20 protein-coding genes and 1 pseudogene are annotated in these 19,300 nt (G+C 47.3%); 19 read left to right on the top strand and 2 right to left on the bottom strand.

Annotated elements, in window-relative coordinates:
- Positions 1–16: 16 nt before the first annotated feature.
- The 13 genes from WN59_RS11070 to sufB all read left to right on the top strand — a co-directional run bounded on the left by WN59_RS11070 (position 17) and on the right by sufB (position 11,961).
- Positions 17–613, top strand: a complete 597-nt coding sequence (locus WN59_RS11070; protein WP_046517172.1) for a hypothetical protein — start codon at positions 17–19, stop codon at positions 611–613.
- A gap of 18 nt (positions 614–631) precedes the next feature.
- On the top strand, positions 632–1,207 hold the full coding sequence (locus WN59_RS11065) for a TadE/TadG family type IV pilus assembly protein (protein WP_046517170.1): 576 nt from the start codon (positions 632–634) through the stop codon (positions 1,205–1,207).
- A gap of 2 nt (positions 1,208–1,209) precedes the next feature.
- Positions 1,210–1,734 carry an A24 family peptidase gene (locus WN59_RS11060; RefSeq protein ID WP_046517168.1) on the top strand — a complete coding sequence of 175 codons (525 nt, stop codon included), beginning with the start codon at positions 1,210–1,212 and terminating at the stop codon, positions 1,732–1,734.
- Between the two features lie 3 nt (positions 1,735–1,737).
- Positions 1,738–3,231: a DUF6382 domain-containing protein gene (locus WN59_RS11055; protein ID WP_046517166.1), complete on the top strand. Its 1,494-nt coding sequence runs from the start codon at positions 1,738–1,740 to the stop codon at positions 3,229–3,231.
- Positions 3,232–3,233: 2 nt separating this feature from the next.
- A complete protein-coding gene (locus WN59_RS11050; protein ID WP_046517163.1) occupies positions 3,234–4,037 on the top strand; it encodes a PP2C family protein-serine/threonine phosphatase in 804 nt (267 codons plus the stop codon).
- 16 nt (positions 4,038–4,053) lie between these two features.
- A complete protein-coding gene (locus tag WN59_RS11045) occupies positions 4,054–4,857 on the top strand; it encodes a serine/threonine-protein kinase (RefSeq protein ID WP_046517160.1) in 804 nt (267 codons plus the stop codon).
- 13 nt (positions 4,858–4,870) lie between these two features.
- Positions 4,871–6,121, top strand: a complete 1,251-nt coding sequence (locus WN59_RS11040; protein ID WP_046517158.1) for a TcaA 3rd/4th domain-containing protein — start codon at positions 4,871–4,873, stop codon at positions 6,119–6,121.
- An 84-nt stretch (positions 6,122–6,205) separates the two neighbouring features.
- Positions 6,206–6,541: a DUF4870 domain-containing protein gene (locus WN59_RS11035; RefSeq protein ID WP_046517157.1), complete on the top strand. Its 336-nt coding sequence runs from the start codon at positions 6,206–6,208 to the stop codon at positions 6,539–6,541.
- 214 nt (positions 6,542–6,755) lie between these two features.
- On the top strand, positions 6,756–7,538 hold the full coding sequence (gene sufC, locus WN59_RS11030; RefSeq protein ID WP_046517156.1) for a Fe-S cluster assembly ATPase SufC: 783 nt from the start codon (positions 6,756–6,758) through the stop codon (positions 7,536–7,538).
- An 18-nt stretch (positions 7,539–7,556) separates the two neighbouring features.
- Entirely contained in the window at positions 7,557–8,873 is a 1,317-nt protein-coding gene (gene sufD / locus WN59_RS11025; RefSeq protein WP_046517154.1) for a Fe-S cluster assembly protein SufD, read from the top strand.
- 21 nt (positions 8,874–8,894) lie between these two features.
- On the top strand, positions 8,895–10,115 hold the full coding sequence (locus WN59_RS11020) for a cysteine desulfurase (RefSeq protein WP_046517151.1): 1,221 nt from the start codon (positions 8,895–8,897) through the stop codon (positions 10,113–10,115).
- Positions 10,105–10,545: a Fe-S cluster assembly sulfur transfer protein SufU gene (sufU, locus tag WN59_RS11015; protein WP_046517149.1), complete on the top strand. Its 441-nt coding sequence runs from the start codon at positions 10,105–10,107 to the stop codon at positions 10,543–10,545. Before WN59_RS11020 ends, sufU begins: the two co-directional genes overlap by 11 nt.
- 18 nt (positions 10,546–10,563) lie before the next feature.
- Positions 10,564–11,961 carry a Fe-S cluster assembly protein SufB gene (gene sufB, locus WN59_RS11010; RefSeq protein WP_046517146.1) on the top strand — a complete coding sequence of 466 codons (1,398 nt, stop codon included), beginning with the start codon at positions 10,564–10,566 and terminating at the stop codon, positions 11,959–11,961.
- Between the two features lie 91 nt (positions 11,962–12,052).
- Here the strand turns inward: sufB and cyoE are convergent, their stop codons facing one another.
- Positions 12,053–12,973, bottom strand: coding sequence for a heme o synthase (gene cyoE / locus WN59_RS11005; RefSeq protein WP_046517144.1), 921 nt, complete (start codon positions 12,971–12,973; stop codon positions 12,053–12,055).
- 252 nt (positions 12,974–13,225) lie between these two features.
- Here cyoE and WN59_RS11000 point away from each other — a divergent pair, with 252 nt between their 5' ends.
- Together WN59_RS11000 and WN59_RS10995 are read left to right on the top strand one after the other, a co-directional pair.
- Positions 13,226–14,017 carry a VLRF1 family aeRF1-type release factor gene (locus tag WN59_RS11000; protein ID WP_046517142.1) on the top strand — a complete coding sequence of 264 codons (792 nt, stop codon included), beginning with the start codon at positions 13,226–13,228 and terminating at the stop codon, positions 14,015–14,017.
- 98 nt (positions 14,018–14,115) lie between these two features.
- Positions 14,116–15,417 carry a D-serine ammonia-lyase gene (locus WN59_RS10995; RefSeq protein ID WP_046517140.1) on the top strand — a complete coding sequence of 434 codons (1,302 nt, stop codon included), beginning with the start codon at positions 14,116–14,118 and terminating at the stop codon, positions 15,415–15,417.
- Between the two features lie 45 nt (positions 15,418–15,462).
- Here WN59_RS10995 and WN59_RS10990 read toward each other — a convergent pair whose 3' ends face one another.
- Complete coding sequence (locus tag WN59_RS10990) at positions 15,463–16,032, bottom strand: M15 family metallopeptidase (protein WP_052747412.1); 570 nt, start codon at positions 16,030–16,032, stop codon at positions 15,463–15,465.
- Positions 16,033–16,342: 310 nt separating this feature from the next.
- Between WN59_RS10990 and WN59_RS10985 the strand changes: the two are divergent.
- The 4 genes and pseudogenes from WN59_RS10985 to WN59_RS10970 form a co-directional block, all read left to right on the top strand.
- Positions 16,343–16,750 (top strand): annotated as a pseudogene (locus WN59_RS10985) (alanine racemase); the annotation flags it as partial.
- 37 nt (positions 16,751–16,787) lie between these two features.
- Positions 16,788–17,885 carry a threonine synthase gene (locus tag WN59_RS10980; protein WP_046517313.1) on the top strand — a complete coding sequence of 366 codons (1,098 nt, stop codon included), beginning with the start codon at positions 16,788–16,790 and terminating at the stop codon, positions 17,883–17,885.
- A 98-nt stretch (positions 17,886–17,983) separates the two neighbouring features.
- On the top strand, positions 17,984–18,322 hold the full coding sequence (locus tag WN59_RS10975; protein WP_046517137.1) for a PH domain-containing protein: 339 nt from the start codon (positions 17,984–17,986) through the stop codon (positions 18,320–18,322).
- 15 nt (positions 18,323–18,337) lie between these two features.
- Positions 18,338–19,264, top strand: coding sequence for a prenyltransferase (locus tag WN59_RS10970; protein WP_046517135.1), 927 nt, complete (start codon positions 18,338–18,340; stop codon positions 19,262–19,264).
- Positions 19,265–19,300 lie beyond the last annotated feature (36 nt).

Genomic DNA, 19,300 nt, shown 5'->3' with positions numbered 1-19,300 from the left:
AGACAGAGGATTTATGATGAAAAAACACTTGGGAATATTAAGCATTTTGAGTCTGATTCTGATATTGGGCGCCTGCTCGGACAGTAATGAGTCCGAAGGAGAAACTACAGAAGAAAACACAGACGAGGAAACTGCAGAAGATACTAACGAAGAGGCATCTGCGGATTCAGAATCTGAAGATGGAGAAATACATGAGATTGGCGATACAGTTGAAGTGGAAAGTTATGAATGGGAAATACCATATCAAGTCACCGTAAATTCATTCGAACAAACTCAAGAATACGATGGGGAGCCGATGGATTCATTTGTTATGAATGCAGGAGAATCCCATTTTCTGGGGGTTGTCAATGTCACAGTTAAAAATATAACAGACGAACCGATTGTAATTGGTGAATATGTTCATCCTGATGTAGTACAAGGTGGAGAAATGGGAGGAGAACAATTTATATTCGAAGTTTCAGAAGAAGATTTGTCTCAAGAACTTCAAGCTGATGAAGAAGCGACTTTTGATCTGGTTTATATCATGACTGATGCAATAGATAGTGACTATTATGAATTGAAGTTTGAAAATAATGCACCAACAGAACAATCATACAGATTGCCTTTAGAATAGTGTCAAGGAGTGACTGGCGTGTTCAAACGTTTACGGGAAAATGAAGATGGAGTGATTACGATTGAAGCTGCGCTGGTCATTCCTATCATGGTTACTTTTATACTCATGCTCATGTGCATTGTTCAGATAGCCATTGCTGAAATGGCATTGCAGGAGTCTGTATCTGAGAGTACACAGACCATGGCACATTATGGCTACCTGGCTCAGGAGGCTGAGGGGCTCCTTGAGAATGAGTCGGGTGCCATGATGGATGTCATCAAGGAGAAGGGCGGCAGTGTTACTGAAAACAATGTTGTCGATTTTCTTGTTGAGAAAGTAGGGAGCCATGCTGAGGGTAAGATTGGGGAGTTCATCTCCAATATGAGTGTTTCTGCTCAAACGGGCATAACTGAAGGTCTGGTAAAGGAACTTTATACAGACCGGGTGGGTGACGGTAAATTTTTCAATGCAGAAGGCGTTAAAGTTGAACCTGCTGTGAACCAGGAGACTATTGAAGTAGTTGCCGAAGTGCCTCTTGAGATAAATCTGCCCTTTTTCAGCAGGACGATAACAATCAAGAAAAAATCTGTTGAATATATTTGGAATGGAGCTTAATTATGGAAATACATTTTATCATTTTGGGAATATTTCTGTGCATTGTTTTCTATTATGATGCAATCAAACAAATCATTCCAAATTGGCTGAATGTCTCAGGTGCTGTTGTTGGTGTGGGCTATCATTCCCTGAACGCAGGTGTGGACGGTTTCATCCAATCTTTTGGCGGGGGTCTGGTATGCGGCATAATACTGTTGGTGCTTTATGTTTTTAAAGCCATTGGTGCCGGTGATGTGAAACTGTTTTTTGCCGTTGGTACGATGACAGGGATACTTTTTGGCCTGTATTCAATAATGTACGCGATTATATGTGCAGGAATCATTGGCCTTTTATATCTATTGTTTACACGGACATTTTTAATCCAGCTCACTTTAAGCATTATACATATGAAGGAAAGCATACAGAAAAAATCTTTGACACCTATGGAAGAGTTCAAAAGAAACCGTGCAACCAGATTTCCTTTCATTTATGCAGTAATACCAGGTGTTTTGATCACTTTCTACTATATGGTTGTATTGGGAGGGTAATATTTGAATATCTCAGGATATGATATCGAAGTAAAAGGTAATAAAAAACAAACATCATTGGAATATGATGAAAATGGAAAAAGGCTGACCATTGACGATTTGAACGAAACTGAATATAAGATGTTCCTCTATAATGAAATAGACAGGACACTGCCCATCAATTTCGTTAAAGAGAACAATAATCAGACTCTGCACTTCAATACGGAAAATTATGCCTCTCTGTGGGAGAGACTGGAATATGATGAGTTCAGGTTCGAGGATTTTTACCGCCTGATCGTTGAAATATGCAATACGCTCAAAAAGTCCGGTAATAACCTGCTGAACATTGAGAAATACTGCATCAGTGAAGAGTCAATATTTGTAGGAGAAGGCTATTATGATATCAAATTGATGTATATGCCGCTCCGAAGGTTTGAAAAGGATGAATCGACAGAGGATGAATTGAAACGTCTCATCTTCAATGTATCAAAACGAATTTCAGATATGGACAGGGAAGATTACATAAATTTGTGCCAGTATTTGAAACACCCCAATTTCAGTATTGAAAACATCAAGAACTATCTTCTCGATATAAAGAATTCAGGCATTTCTCTTCAGGGCGATGTGCCGTATGGCAACTCAGATAAATTCCAGGTTAAAAAAATCCGTACAATGCCTCCTTTAAACAGGAAAGAAAAATTATATTCTTCACTGATTGCTATTGTGCTGCTTGCAGTGATCTGGAGTCAGATGCCGCTCGGCAGCAACATATTACTCGGGACTGCTTTCCTTTTGTCTGCGGGAGTTGCGGGGGCCTTGTATGTTTACTGGAAAAAATGGCGTCCGGGTGTGGAACCGGTTGTTGTGGAAAAGAAAGTGAAGAAGAAGATCAAGAAAAGTGCAGTTGAAGAGGATGCATTTGAAAATGATCACAGAGTCAAAGTATTTGATGCACTGAGAGCCATGGATTATGATGCGTTCATTTCTGCAAAGGAAATCGTCCAGGCGGAAGAGGATCATGACTTCTCTGAAGAGGGTGAGCATGCCGTATCTGGAGAAATGTCCTTCAAACAGGAAGATACCGACAGTGAAGGGGAGGAAACTGCTGACGAAGTTGAATCTTTCGAGCTCACTGATAAAACGACGCTCCTTGAAGCTGAAGATGATGAAGAACTGAAAAGGAATGTCAGACTGGAACAAGGAGAAGCAAAGGACTTCCTGATCCCATTTGACGGGAAGAATGATATTGGTGATGCAGTCTCCATACTTGGTGAAAATTTCCTCATAGGAAGGCACAGGGAGGAATCTGATTATCATGTGGATGATTCCAACATTTCAAGGAAGCATGCGATGCTGATCAAGAACGATGATTGTTACTCATTCAAGGATATTGGTTCTGTAAACGGATCTAAAATCAATGATGCTGCTCTGGTGCCCTATAAACTTTATGAACTTAAGCCCGACGATGTAATCACATTAGGTGAATTGTCATTCAGATACAGAGTGAAAGAAGTATGAGTATGTCCAGAAAAGATATCGGTGTGATAAATGCCAAAGGCCGCGGGAAAGAGACAAATGAAGATTATCATTTTGGTACAGGCGGAAAGTTGTTCGGAGACCATGATGTCCATTTCCTTGTCATAGCTGATGGCATGGGTGGCCATAACAATGCTGAATCGGCAAGCCATCATGCGGTTGAGAGCCAGGAAAAATGGTGGAATGATACCATCGCTGCTTCCTCGGGTATCCAGGAAGTCATCGAGGCGTTCGAGAATGAGCAGATGGATGAGTTCCGCCGTCTGAACCAGGAATTGATTGATATGGGCAGTAAGGATAACGTGAAGATGGGAACAACATTATCTACGGTGCTGGTGATAGATAATATGTACATGATCCATCATATCGGTGATGCGAGGGTGTACAGATACAGTTTCAGCGATAAAGGCAGTGAGGTAACGTCCGAGCTGGATGGACTGAGAGGTCTTGTCCAATTGACGGAAGACCATACATTGCTCAACCGGAAAGTCAGGAAGGGCGAGGTTTCAAAAGAGGACCCTTCCGCCCGCCGGATAGAGGGTGTACTGACACAGTGCCTTGGCGTGAAAGGAGAAGTGCAGCCTTTTGTCACGTTTGGGACTATTCGGGATGAGGACATTATTTTCATGTGTACGGACGGTGTCTATAAAGCCGTTAAGGATGAACAGATCCGCAGTATTATTCGTGGATCATCAAAGAAAAATGCACAGGACATTGTAGATTTAATCTATGAAGAAATTAAACAATCGGACTTCAGTGATGATATTTGTATATTATTGATGAAATAATCTGGGTGGTGTAGGAATGCTCTTGGATAATTGGCAGCATGAGAATTATAGTATGATCAAGCATGTTACTAACGGTGGAACTTCCAAGATTTTTCTGATCGAGCTTAAGGACAATACAAGGGCAATCCTCAAAGTTGCCAAAGACCCCGTATTCATAAATAATAAACAGTTGGATAATGAGGCATCCCTCCTGAAAAAGTTGAATCATCCTGCCATCCCCACTTTAATAGATTATCTGAGTGTGGATGAATATAAAGCAATAGTTATGACGCTCATGGAGGGAAGAAATCTTAAACATGTCATTGATGTGAAAGATTATCGATATAATTGGCAGGAAACCTTGTATATAGGCAAACAGCTCGCCGGCATCATCAAATATTTCCACCGGCAGGAACCTGAGATTGTCATCCGTGACATCAAACCGTCGAATGTGGTCATAGATAAGAAGCTCACAGTCAAACTCGTTGACTTTGGAACATCTTCAGATGATACCAGCATCATACATAACAAAGCTTTTGGTACCGTCGGCTTTGCAGCTCCTGAGCAATTTGAAAATGGGGTAGTGGACAAAAGGTCCGATATTTTTGCTCTTGGTGCAACTCTTTATTATCTCCTGTCGAATGGAGGCAATATCTATACTGAGAGCAGATTGTTTGATGGGGGATATACACCGGGGAAATTCAAGGAATTCATCTATAAATGTACTAAATCTACTATGGATCAGCGTTATCAGACAATAGATGAAGTGATTTCAGCATTGGAAAATATCAACGAAACATCGTGGGAAAAAATCAAACGCTATTTTAATAGTAAAAGTTAGGACGACAGTGATTATGAAGAATTGGTTGAAAGTGGTTCCGCTGGGAATCATCCTTGTGGTTTTAGCAGCATGTGGCAATGAGGCGGAGAGTGTTGTCTCTGAGTATGAAGAGGCAGTGATAAATGAGGATTACGGAGCACTCCAGGAGATTCTCAGCGATGAGGATATACAGGTTACAGAAGATGAGGCGGTTGGACATGTCAGACTCATCAAGGACGAATATTCGGAGGAATCTTTCAGAAGAGCACTTGAAAATATGGCCGAATCAGCAGGAGAGTCTGATGGTGACATGGAGTCGGATCTCCGGGGAGAGGGAGGCGCCATTTCAACACTTGAAAAGGAAGATGGGGAAACTTCAATGGAAGTTGAAAGGCATGAGATTTTCGCCGATCTGCAGCGTGCAGCATTTACCTATAATTTCGACGGCGAGGAATATACAATCGGTTCTCCGGAGGAAGAAACGACGCTGCTTGATAACTTCATCCCCGGCATTTATGAAATCGAGGGTGAAGGTGAGATGAACGGCGAAACGTTCGACATGACTTTGCTCGTCAACTTCAACGGGTCTTCCCAGGATAGGGTGACGGTCCAAGATGATATGGGGATTCTTTACACCAACATAGCAAGTGATCAGGGCCTGGATAACCTGAAGGTCTACGCAAACGGCAAAGATGTAACCGGGCTCGAATTCGAGCGTGGCGGATACGGTCCGATCAGTGCGAAAGATCCTGTTGAAGTGTATGCTGAAGGAGAAGTCGAAGGACAGGTTATACAGACGGATAAAGCAGAAGTTGGGCCGCGCGGGGAAAGCGAGAGAACGTTACGGGCAGAACTTGCATTTGATCATGAAGAAATAGAGGCAATACAGGATGAAGCCAGGGAAGAAGAGCAGGCCGCAAAAGACAGCGAGTATGCAAAGGAGAAAACCGAAGAGGAAATCCCCAAGTTCTATGAGGAGCTTGAGAAATCTTTCAATGCCGATTCTGAAATGACTCAGACAAGTTCCTTAAGATTCAGCTTTTCTGATACAACCGTTCCGGATAATGTACTGGAACTTGTAAGACCGGCACTTGAGACTGAAACAGAGTATGAAATCGAAACTGAAAATATTGAGCTTATCGAGCACAAAGAAGACAATTCGGAGCTTATTTACGAAGTGGATGTAAACATCAAAGAAGACGGTTCAGACAATAAACAGACCCACAGGGTCACCTTCAATGATGACAATGGAATCTACCGTATTTCTGATACAGAATTAAAATGATTTTTACAAGTTATTGCTGTTATTTGTTACCCTGTATAGGGTAGAGTTATAATAGTAGAATATCTAATATTGGAGGCGTTCCAAATGAATGAACAAAGTACACAGGGCTTCGATAAATCAATGGTCATGGTATCATACATCGTATCTGCATTCACTGCAGTAGTGGGCCCGCTGATTCTGTGGGTGCTGAAGAAAGATGAGCATCCTGCAACTGCGGAAGCGCTCAGGCACGTTGTCAACTTCGGTCTTTCATATACGATCTACCTGTTCGTTGCATGGCTGACTTCTTTCATCCTGATCGGTCTGGTAATCGGCCCGATCATCACGGTCGCATTTTATATCTTCCTGATTCTGGGTGCGATCAAAGCGAACAACGGGGAGATGTACAAGCCGCCGTTTACGCTGGACATCATCAAATAAGGGATTTTCATTTACCCTGCGGCTGTTATCAGTCGCAGGGCTGTTTTTTATGGAGAGACTTTGACAAAGCGGCCCGAAAGGTTTAAAGTGTTCTGCATTTAATGTATAATATAGTGGTAATTGGAATGCTGTGCCAGCCTTTGACTATTATTTAGAATTATTATAAACTGGTATAGTAAAATATTATCCAAAAAAATCTGTTGGAGGGTTATAAATGGCTTCTGTTCTAGAAATCAAGGATCTACATGTCGAAATAGACGGCAAAGAAATTTTAAAGGGTGTCAACCTCACTCTTAAACAAGGTGAAATCCATGCGGTCATGGGACCGAATGGTACAGGTAAATCCACGCTTGCACAGGCTATCATGGGTCATCCAAGATATGAAGTGACAGGCGGAGAAGTACTTCTTGATGGAGAGAGCGTACTTGATATGGAAGTTGATGAGCGTGCGCAGGCCGGACTGTTCCTCGGCATGCAGTACCCGTCAGAGATTTCCGGAGTGACGAACTCCGACTTCCTTCGTTCTGCAATCAATGCACAGCGCGAAGAGGGCGATGAGATCAACCTGATGCAGTTCATCAAGAAATTGGATAAGAACATGAACTATCTTGAAATGGATCTGGACATGTCCACACGTTACCTCAACGAAGGCTTCTCCGGCGGTGAGAAGAAACGTAACGAAATTCTGCAGCTCATGATGCTCGAACCTAAATTCGGTATTCTGGACGAAATAGACTCCGGTCTTGACATCGATGCGCTGAAAGTTGTTTCCAAAGGCATCAATGGACTTCGCGGCGACGACTTCGGTGCGCTTATCATCACTCACTACCAGCGTCTTTTGAACTACATCACACCTGATAATGTTCACGTTATGATGCAGGGCCGCGTTGTTAAATCCGGCGGCAAAGAGCTAGCTGAACGCCTTGAGAATGAAGGTTACGACTGGATCAAGGAAGAGCTCGGCATCGAAGACGAAACTATTGGCGCAGACGCTTAATAAGACAGGAGGATGACAATGGCTACTGATGTAAATGAATTTGTGATCAATGCTGACGAAGTTATCGCAAGGGCAAAAGAGCGCGGTGAGTCAGAACTTCTGATCAGCAAAAAACAGGAAGCACTTGATAAGATTGAAAGTCTTGAAATGCCCAAGCCTGACAAGACTAAGCTCAACAGGTGGGACTTCTTCACTGCAGCGCAGCCAGTAACGGACAGCTCTGTCTATGGCAGCCTCGAGGAACTTCCGGAAGCAGTGAGGAACCTGCTTGATATCGAACATACGAAAAATATTTATGTACAGCACAACAATACGCCTGCATATCTCCAGGTATCCGATGAGCTTCTGGATAAAGGCGTAATCATAGAGAATATCATCGAAGCGAGTGCGAACCACCCTGAACTCGTTGAAAAATACTTCATGACAGACGGCGTCAGAGTGGATGAGCATAAACTTGCTGCATTCCACACTGCCATGCTGAACGGCGGATTGTTCGTCTATGTACCTAAAAATGTTCAAATCGAAGACCCTGTGCAGATGGTCGTGCTCCACGATGATGAGAAGGCTTCCCTGTTCAACCACGTGCTGATTGTTGCGGATGAAGGTTCCGAACTGACTTATGTTGAGAACTATCTGTCCGGCGTGGATAAATCGGAAGAACAGGTGAACATCGTTTCCGAAGTCATCGCGAAAGATAATGCAAAAGTGAAATACGGCGCAGTGGACTTCCTTGCGGAAGGTTTTACAGGCTACATCAACCGCCGCGGCGTAACCGGCAGGGATGCCGACATCGACTGGGCGCTTGGTCTCATGAACGACTCCCACGTCATCTACGACAATACGACTTATCTGATCGGTGACAACTCCCAGTCAGATCTTAAGATCGTTGTAGTCGGACGCGGGGAGCAGAAGATGAACTTCACTTCCCAGATCATCCACTACGGTAAAGACACGAATGGACATATCCTGAAGCACGGCGTCATGAAAGATGCGGCTTCAAGCATATTCAACGGTGTCGGGCTGATCAAGCACGGTGCGACGCGTTCAGATGCGCAGCAGGAATCCCGTGTGCTGATGCTCAGTGAAAAGGCGCGCGGCGACGCGAACCCGATCCTCCTCATCGACGAGGATGATGTGACAGCAGGACACGCAGCTTCAGTCGGACGTGTGGATCCGATCCAGCTGTTCTACCTGATGAGCCGCGGTATTTCACAGAAAGAAGCGGAAAGGCTTGTCATCCACGGATTCCTTGATCCTGTAGTAAGGGCACTTCCGATCGAATCCGTCAAAAACCAGCTCAGAGAAGTCATTGAGATGAAAGTTCTTTCAAAATAAGTTTTAAAGGGGTTTTCCCGAATGAATGCAATTGATATCAGAAAGGATTTCCCAATCCTGGACCAGAAGGTAAACGGGAAAGACCTCATATACTTTGACACTTCTGCAACCAGCCAGACTCCGGCAAAAGTCATCGATGCAATGAATGATTACTACCGCGAGTACAATTCGAATGTACACCGCGGGGTACACACACTTGGAACTAAAGCGACAGATGGTTATGAACAGGCGCGTATGAAGGTTAAGAACTTCATCAATGCCAAGAGGTATGAGGAAATAGTATTCACGCGGGGAACCACTGCAGCAATCAACCTGGTGGCACGCAGTTTCGGTGATATGATCGTCGGCGAGGGCGATGAGATTGTGGTGACTGAAATGGAACACCATGCAAACATCGTCCCATGGCAGCAGCTTGCCAGGCGCACCGGTGCAGAACTCATCTTCATCCCGATGGAGGCGGATGGCACACTCACGCTTGAAAGTGTCGAAACGGCCATTTCGGAGCGTACAAAGATTGTTGCGATTACACACGTATCCAATGTCCTGGGTACGATCAATGACATCAGGGCAATTGCTGAAATAGCCCACAGGAATGGTGCATATATCTCTGTCGACGGGGCTCAGGCCGTGCCGCACATGTCAGTGGATGTCCAGGATCTGGATGTCGACTTCTACGCATTCAGCGGACATAAGATGCTGGGGCCGACGGGTATCGGTGTACTCTATGGAAAAAGCGGACTGCTTGATAAAATGGAGCCTATCGAATACGGTGGAGATATGATAGATTTCGTTGATCTGAGAGAGTCCACATGGACGGACCTGCCTGTGAAATTCGAAGCAGGTACGCCGATGATTGCAGAAGCGATCGGCCTATCAGCAGCGATTGATTACATCACAGAGATTGGTCCGGATGCGATTTTGGATCATGAACAGGAACTGGTGAACTATGCTTACGCGCGCATGAGTGAAGTTGAAGGCATCGAGATCTACGGCCCGAAAGAGCGTGCCGGACTCATCACTTTCAACATGGAGGACGTCCATCCGCACGATCTTGCGACGGCGCTCGATACGGAAGGCATTGCCGTCCGTGCCGGCCATCACTGTGCACAGCCACTGATGAAATGGCTTGATGTTTCATCAACAGCAAGAGCCAGCTTTTATGTATATAACACCAAAGAAGAAATAGATGGTTTCATAGAAAGCCTTAAACGTACGAAGGAGTTTTTCTCTTATGAATTTTAACAATCTGGATCAGCTCTACCGCTCAGTAATCATGGACCACTACAAGAACCCGAGGAACAAGGGAGTCATTGAAGATGGTACCCTGACTGTAGATATGAACAACCCGACTTGCGGAGACAGGATCAGGCTCACTTTGAATGTAGTGGATGATGTTGTCGAAGATGTTAAATTCGAAGGGGAAGGTTGCTCCATTTCTATGGCCAGCGCTTCGATGATGACTGAAGCGATCACTGGTCAGAAGCTTGATAAGGCCCTGTCCATGGGCGATGAATTCAGCAACATGATGCTGGGCGAAGATTATGATATTACCGACGACATGGGTGATATCGAGGCGCTGGCCGGCGTGAACCAGTTCCCCGCACGCATCAAGTGTGCAACACTGACGTGGAAGGCACTTGAAAAAGGTGTCAGGGAATCCGCCAGCGAATAATAAAAAGGAGTGATTGATATGGCTAAGAAAGCACCAGAAGTCGGCGATTACAAATACGGTTTCCATGATGAAGACGTATCGATTTTCCGTTCTGACCGCGGTCTGACAGAAGATATTGTCCGCGAAATTTCCAATATGAAAGAAGAGCCACAGTGGATGCTTGACTTCCGTCTCAAATCCCTGAAGCATTTCTATAAAATGCCGATGCCAATGTGGGGCGGTGACCTCTCAGAGCTTGATTTTGATGAAATTACGTACTACGTAAAACCATCAGAAATGGCAGAGCGTTCATGGGATGAGGTACCTGACGAAATCAAACGTACATTTGATAAACTGGGTATCCCGGAAGCTGAGCAAAAATACCTTGCAGGTGTTTCTGCCCAGTATGAATCCGAGGTTGTATACCACAACATGGAACAGGATCTTGAAGAGAAAGGTGTAATCTTCAAGGACACGGACTCCGCGCTCCGTGAAAACGAAGATCTGTTCAAAGAGCACTGGGCAACAGTGATTCCGCCTACAGACAACAAATTCGCTGCACTCAACTCTGCAGTATGGTCCGGCGGTTCATTCATCTACTGCCCTCCGGGAGTAAAACTGGATACACCGCTGCAGGCGTATTTCCGCATCAACTCTGAAAACATGGGACAGTTTGAGCGTACACTCATCATCTGTGATGAAGGATCAAGCGTCCACTATGTAGAGGGTTGTACAGCACCGGTCTATACAACGAACTCACTGCACTCTGCAATCGTTGAGATCGTTGTTAAGAAAGACGCTTACTGTCGCTATACTACAATCCAGAACTGGGCAAACAACGTCTATAACCTTGTTACGAAACGTACGTTTGTCGAAGAGAATGGTACGATGGAATGGGTTGACGGCAACATCGGTTCGAAACTGACGATGAAATATCCGTCCGTATTCCTAAAAGGCGAAGGCGCACGTGGAATGACACTCTCCATCGCACTTGCAGGTAAAGGACAGCACCAGGATGCAGGTGCGAAGATGATCCACCTTGCACCGAATACTTCATCTACGATCGTATCCAAGTCCATTTCCAAAAACGGTGGTAAAGTATCCTACCGCGGTATTGTCCACTTCGGCCGCAAAGCTGAAGGTGCACGCTCAAATATCGAGTGTGACACTCTGATCATGGATAACGAATCCACTTCAGACACAATTCCGTACAACGAGATACTGAACGACAACATCTCGCTTGAGCACGAAGCGAAAGTTTCGAAAGTATCCGAAGAGCAGCTCTTCTATCTGATGAGCCGTGGACTTGGTGAAGAAGAAGCGACAGAAATGATTGTCATGGGCTTCATCGAACCATTCACAAAAGAACTGCCAATGGAATATGCGGTCGAAATGAACCGTCTGATCTCCTTCGAAATGGAAGGTTCCATCGGCTAATATATCTTTCATGCTCCTGTCCCGGTTCCGGGACGGGAGTTTTTTTATATTATTGAAAAAGGACTTCTCCAGGAGAAGCCCTCAGGCGATATCAATATACAACCGGGGAAGTCAGGATGATCATCGTGAGTGAGATGATCACAAGATAAATGATGGAAAAGCGCAGGTTCACCTGTGCCCACTTTCCGAGCTTTGTCGTTCTCAGTCCTGAAGCGACAAGTATGATCCAGCCGATGGTCATGACGAGCACAACGGTGAAAAAGATGCCGCCCATGCTGTTGAGGAGCAGGAAAGGGAAGGGCAGCAGCGCGGCCGTGTAGACCAGCATCTGCCGGATGGTCGGCCCCGTACCGGAAACCACCGGGAGCATCGGCACGCCGGCGCGTGTGTAATCTTTAAGTCTTTTGACAGCAATTGCCAGTGTGTGCGGCACCTGCCAGATGAACAGCAGATAAGCGAGGGCAACCGGGATGATATGGGTTGCGGGTGCAATTACCGCCCAGCCGATAAGCGGGGTGAATGCACCGGAGATGCTGCCGATGATCGTATTTATGGTGTATTTGCGTTTTGACCAGAATGTGTAGAGGACGACATAGAAAAACCAGCCAAGAAAAGAGTAGATGAAGGCTTCGAATGTCGTGAGCAGCATCATGCCCATTCCGATGGCGGATGTTATGATTCCTGCCCAAAGTACTGATTTCAGGGAAAACGCACCTGTGACAGTCGGGCGGTTTCTCGTACGGTCCATCTTCCTGTCGAGGTCTGCCTCATACCAGTTGTTGAGCATCAGTGCGCCGGATATGACAATCGTACTCCCTATGATCGTCAGCAGGAAAAGCGGGATATGTTCCATAAAACTTTCGCCGCTGAAGTAAAGGGCAAGCCAGTAGGCGGTAAAGACCGGCAGCACATTTGCCACCAGCACCTTGCCTTTCAGCAGATATTTGATATTGATTAAAAATCCGGAAGCCGTTCCTGTTCTCTGTCCGGATGTCTTCTGTCCATTCTTCAAGAGTATTCCCTCATTCGATTCTTTATAAAAAAGCTCTATTTTTCATTATAACACTTGCAGGATAGGGCTGGAATGGATAATTTGTGAATGATGCCGCGTGGACAACCAGGGAATAACGGATGGATGAAGATTGAGGGACTCCAGTATATGTTTTGTCCGGTCCACAGAGGGTAGATTATATAAAAGTTGATTTTTTCATGTAGACTGTCCCGCTTCTGCCCCATGTGAATACGAAGAGGAGGAACCATGCATATGTCTGTAGTCGAAAACATTAAGAAGATCAAAGCAAAAAATGATGATACAGGAATCCTTTCACTGTATTTGAATACCGACGTCACGGACCGTAACCAGGCCAACGGAGAGTGGAAAATCCACCTGAAGAACGGGATGAAGGAACTGAAGGAACAGGTGAAGAACAAGGATAACCCGGAAGAACTGAAAGCATTGCAGAACCTCCTGGATAAAGCTGAGACGGAAATCTATGCGAAACAGAAGGAGATGCAGCGGGGGCTCATCCTCATTGCATCTGCGGACGGTGAGCTCTGGCGTGAGCGCATACTCCAGGTGCCGGTAACGACTTCCATCCGGTGGGACCACACTGCGGATACACAGCAGGTGGAGGAACTGGAGCAGAAATTTCCTGAAACGGCGATCATCGTCGTCCAGCAGGCTGATGTAACTTTCCTCGAGACGGAACTCGGCACTATCCAGGACGAAAAATACTTCAGCTGGAATCTGGAACGTCAGAGCTGGGTGGATTACCAGGAAGCTGTGCAGCCGGGCGAGAGGGGCCACGGCAAGGATGAATTCCAGAGGCGCTTTGATGAGAATCAGCACCGCTGGTACAGGGATCTTGCACAGGAGCTGTCCAAGGAGCTGAAAGGGCGGAAACTGAAAGGGGCCTATCTGGTCGGCAGCAAGGAATCCGTCGCCGAGCTCGAGAACCAAATGAGTGAATCATATGTCAGGGGCACCATTGCCAAAAACCTTGGTTCAAGGCCGAATCATGAAATTCTCAAAGAGGTCTATGATACTCTGATCTAAAATATATGGAATGATGATCCGCACCGGTCTTTATTGATAAACCGGTGCGTTTTTTTGATATGATTGTCCTGTAACATCACTGAAAGGGGATATGATACATGATCGAAGGAAAGACGCTGGAACAGTGGCAGGCCGAGTATCCCCTCCTTGAACTGATAAGAGGGTATGAGCCTGTACTGTGGACAGGCGGTAAGACTTACGGGGCGGATGAAACCATCAGGGCACTGCCTCTCGGCAAGGAAGATGTACTGGCGGCAGAAGTACGCCTCAGGCGTTTTGCCCCTTACATTGCCCGGGTCTTCCCGGAAACAGAAAGCGGAGGCGGCATCATTGAATCTCCTCTGACAGGGGCGCCGGATATGAAGCAGGCAATTGAAGAAATGTTCATGGTGCCGTTGGAAGGAGAGCTCTTTGTAAAAGAGGATAACAAGCTTGCGGTATCAGGCTCAATCAAGGCACGCGGCGGCATTTACGAAGTGCTGAAGAGGGCTGAAGACCTGGCGCTTTCTGCCGGCATGATCAGTGAGGACGGGGACTACAGCGTATTCGCTGAAGACAGGTTCAAAGAGTATTTCTCACAGTACTCGATCGTCTGCGGCTCCACGGGGAACCTCGGTCTCAGCATCGGTATCATGAGTGCCGAACTCGGGTTCAATGTGACGATCCACATGTCCGATGATGCCAGAGCCTGGAAAAAGGAGATGCTCCGTTCAAAAGGCGTCAATGTAGTCGAGCACAGCGATGACTACAGCAAAGCCGTGGAACAGGGCAGGCTTGAAAGTGAGCAGGATCCGAAAAGCTATTTCGTGGATGATGAGAATTCGAAGACATTGTTCTTCGGCTACGCTGTTGCGGCAGTGAGACTGAAAGAGCAGCTCGCCGAACAGAATATTAAAGTGGATGGAAACCATCCCCTCAATGTCTATCTGCCATGCGGGGTGGGCGGCGGTCCCGGCGGCATCGCGTTCGGACTGAAAGTCATTTTCGGGGATGATGTCCACTGTTATTTTGCCGAACCGGCGCATTCCCCGTGCATGCTGATCGGCATGATGACCGGCTGCCATGACCGGCTGTCGGTGGCTGACTTCGGGCTCGACAACAAGACGGCAGCAGACGGCCTTGCGGTCGGCAGGCCCTCCGGCTTCGTCGGCAGACTGCTTGAAGGACTGATCGCAGGAGTATACACCGTAAGTGACAATCAGCTGTTCAGGATGCTCGCCCTTGCCCGTATTACGGAAGGATTCAAACTGGAACCATCCGCGCTTGCCGGTTTCATGGGTCCGGCTGTTGTCCCGGACGATGGCGGAAATACCATTCATATCGTCTGGAGCACCGGAGGAGAGATGGTGCCCGAAGCGGTTTGGCAGGAATATTATGAAACAGGAAAAGCCATGCTGTAATGAAAAGGCTCCCTCAAATCGACTGAGGGAGCCTGAGTGTTGTTTTTAGGAATTGAAGTATGGGTTGTATCCCGGCATATATCCATTCTGGAGATCCTGGAGGGACAGACCGAAGTTCATCTGGAGGTGGGGGTAGTCTTTAAAGTCTTCCCAGTCTCCACCCCATGTAAAGCCGAATTCCTTAGCCATATCTCCAACTTCAAACCAATCCGGCTTGCTGTTACCATTTCCATCGTATTCGAGGTTCCATGTGACATCACCGTTGCCGGTCTCTACTGCATAATCCACGGCAAGCCCGTAGTTATGGTATGATTCTCCGCCTTTGGCATAAGTAACGATATTTCCCGGCTCGCTTCTGCCCTGTTCATAGAGCGCGTCCTGTTCTTCAAATGAACGGAAGCCTTCGGTGAAGCGGATGACGATCCCTTTGTCGGCGGCTTTCTGCTTCAGCGCTTCAGCGCTTGCTTCGATGGTCGGGTGCAGATCTTCCGGCAGAGAATCTTTATGTGCGTCGTTCGCTGAGGCAGTATTCGCATTGGCACTCAAAAACAGCACTGAGGGCACGACTGCGAATGTAAAAAACGCTGCAGACAATGATTTGATTGTGTTCCTCATAGGTAGTAATGTCTCTCCTTTATAGTTTTGATAAAAAATGGTACGGCCCAACGTTAACATTTTGTACAAATATTTTCAGTTTAATTTATGACTTAAATCAATTCTTAACTTGCTGTTAATCAGATTGAAAACTCAATGTAATATTATTGGGAATATTTATGAAATTTGATTTACAGTTAAAACGTCAATTTACTTATTATGTTAATTAATCGGTAAAGTATTTTATGCCGGTGGTTGAACCTTCATTTAACAAATTCATGCGGAATTGATTATAATGAAGAGAGAATATTCGAACATTTGGAGGGGTATCATGCATTACACTGAACTGGATACGCCGGCGCTCCTGATCGACCAACGTATCATGGAGGAGAATATTGACAACATGCAGAGTTTTGCGGACAGGAACGCAGTCAGGCTCCGCCCGCATACGAAGACGCACAAGATGTCTTCACTTGCCAAAATGCAGGAGGCGGCCGGTGCAAAAGGCATCACTGTCGCGAAAGTGGGGGAAGCGGAAGTGATGGCCTCGGAAGGTCTGTCCGATATATTCATCGCCAATGAAATCGTCGGAGAACAGAAGCTGTCAAGAATACGCGCATTTGCTGAAGACATCGATATATCTTTCGGCATCGATTCGATCTTCCAGGTGGATGAAATCGAGCGTGTATTTGAAGGGGCATCCAAAAAGGCACAGGTGCTGATTGAGATCGAAGTGGGCGCGAACTGGAAATCGACTGCAGGGGGAAACTTAAATGATGGCAAGATATATTTGTGCAAGCTGCGGCACTGTGCATGAAATCACGTTGTCCAGATGGAAATGTGACTGCGGCGGTATGCTTGACCTTGACTTTGACAGGAAGGGTTTAGACCCGGCTGCATGGCCGGGGTATCCGGCTTCCATCTTCAGATATGCAGAAACCATGCCGCTTGAGTATGAGGACTGGAAGCCTGTGACGATGGGCGAGGGACAGACGCCGCTGATTGTGCTGGATGGCGCGCGAGCAGGCACTTATGTAAAAGTGGATTACATGATGCCGACATTGTCGTTCAAGGACCGCGGCGCGGCGGTGCTGATGGCAAAGTCGAAGGTGCTCGGGGCAGGGAAGGTCATCGCGGACAGCAGCGGAAATGCCGGCACCGCCATAGCTGCATATGCCGCCCGCTGCAACATCGCCTGTGATATATATTTGAGCGATGCCACGTCACCGAAGAAAGTGGCCCAGGTGAAGGCGCACGGAGCTGAAATCAGACAGATAAACGGCACCCGGGAGGACATTGCTGCCGCTGCACAGCGGGCGGTGGCTCGCGAGGGTGTGTTCTATGCGAGCCATGTATACAATCCCTATTTCTATGAAGGGACGAAAACATATGCGTTTGAAATTTTCGAGGAACTCGGCAGAGCACCTGACACACTGATCGTTCCCGTCGGCAACGGCACTTTGCTGCTCGGCGCATATTACGGATTCAAAGAGCTGATGGACAGCGGTGTCATTGACAGGCTGCCGAAAATAGTGGCTGTCCAGGCTGCAAATTGTGCACCGCTTGCACGGGCTTTCGAACGCGGGGAGAGTGTGGCGGCGCCTGTCCAGAATACCGGCACACTTGCAGAAGGCATCGCGATAGCCGCCCCTGCCCGCGCGCCGCAGATACTTGAAGCGGTGAGGGAAACAGGCGGTGAGTTCATATCAGTGGAGGAAAGTGAGATTGCTGAAGCCCGCCGGGAAATGAGTGAAAAGGGATTCTATGTCGAAGTGACCAGCGCGGCGAATTATGCCGGCTATTTGAAATACGTGAAAAAGGAAGATGAAACACTTGTCATCCCGCTGTGCGCGGCGGGCATCAAATCTGAATGACCGAAGAAGTGCGGAAATGCTCCGGGCGAAGTTGTGCCGGAGACTTTTTTGTGCGTATAATTGGTTTAAGTTAATTTCGACTCGGAGGAACTCATTATATGGAATCTAAAACTTTGAAAGTCGGCAACGGAAATCTGTGGAAAGGGCTGCGGCCGATTCCGGGCAAATTGTATCTGACCGAGACGGTGCTGCATCATGTGCCCAATTTTTCAGCATTCCACAGGACGGAGCGCACGGTGGAACTTGAGGATGTCGGCAATGTCGAAATCGGTACGACGATGGCATACGGCTTCATCCCGCTGCCGAATGAGATCAGGGTGACACTGAAGGACGGGGAAGTGCTGAAATATATCGTCAACGGCAGGAAGAAATGGAAGAAGGCGATTGATGAAGCGGCGGGCTTAACGGAAGCGGGGCTGTATGATAAGTCAGTTTAGAAGGGGCTGGATGGTATGACCGGAGAGAATGCTTTAAGTTTCAAAGGGGTGGGGATGCTCCTGCGGGTGGTGGCGGTGGTCACATCGAGTGTGGCGACGGTCATTTCAACATGGCTGCCGCTTCTTATCCATCATGAGTTTTCCATGTGGAGGCTGCTGTTTCTCCTCGCGCTGCTCATTCTCGGTGCCTTTTTGATACACGGGGCGCTGACACATGTATTCAATGACATCACCGATTTCGAATCCGGTACCGATCAGCACAGCCCGGCGCTTCTGTCCGGAGGCAGCCGGGTGATCCAGTCGGGTGTCATGAGTGTGGGACAGCTCAGGAAGATCGCTCTGACGCTTACAGTGTCCCTCGCGGCGCTCTCACTGCTGCTCGCAATTTTGGGGCAGACGGAACTGGCTATACTCATTGTGGTCGGCATATGGGGGGCGGCATCGTATTCACTCCGGCCGTTCAGGTTTGCCTACGTGCCGCTGGCCGGCGAGTGGCTGAGTCTGTTCCCTTCGATGCTGCTGCTCGGCCTTGCCGCTCCGTGGCTGATGCTGGAGACGATTCCGGCGTGGGGATGGCAGAATGCATTCATCAACGCCCTGTGGTGCATGAGCTGGGTGATGGTGCATCACATTCCGGATATGGAAGCGGATCGTAAGGCCATCCCCGTCAAAAGGACGAGCGTCGTATGGTCGGCGGATAAGTTCGGCATGCGGGGCGCGCGCTATCCGGCAATATTATATCTCGGGCTCATCGGCTTGTTTGCACTCCCGATGATGCTGGCGCGCCCGGTAGCGGGCATTATGGTGATCGCCCTTGTCGCATACGGCATCTACATGATTTTGAAGATGGATTCTGCCGATCCGGAAGCGGTGACTTCCGTCGAGAAGAAGCTGCTGCTGCTGGCGATGGCAACGGCAGTTGGACTCGGGATTTTCGTATGATCTGACTTGAAGAGACCCGCCCCGGGCCCGGGCGGG

Source organism: Salinicoccus sediminis (genome assembly GCF_000986795.1).
GTDB classification, from domain to species: domain Bacteria; phylum Bacillota; class Bacilli; order Staphylococcales; family Salinicoccaceae; genus Salinicoccus; species Salinicoccus sediminis.
Note: the sequence above shows the minus strand (reverse complement) of the source record. Positions and strands in the feature narration are given on the sequence as shown.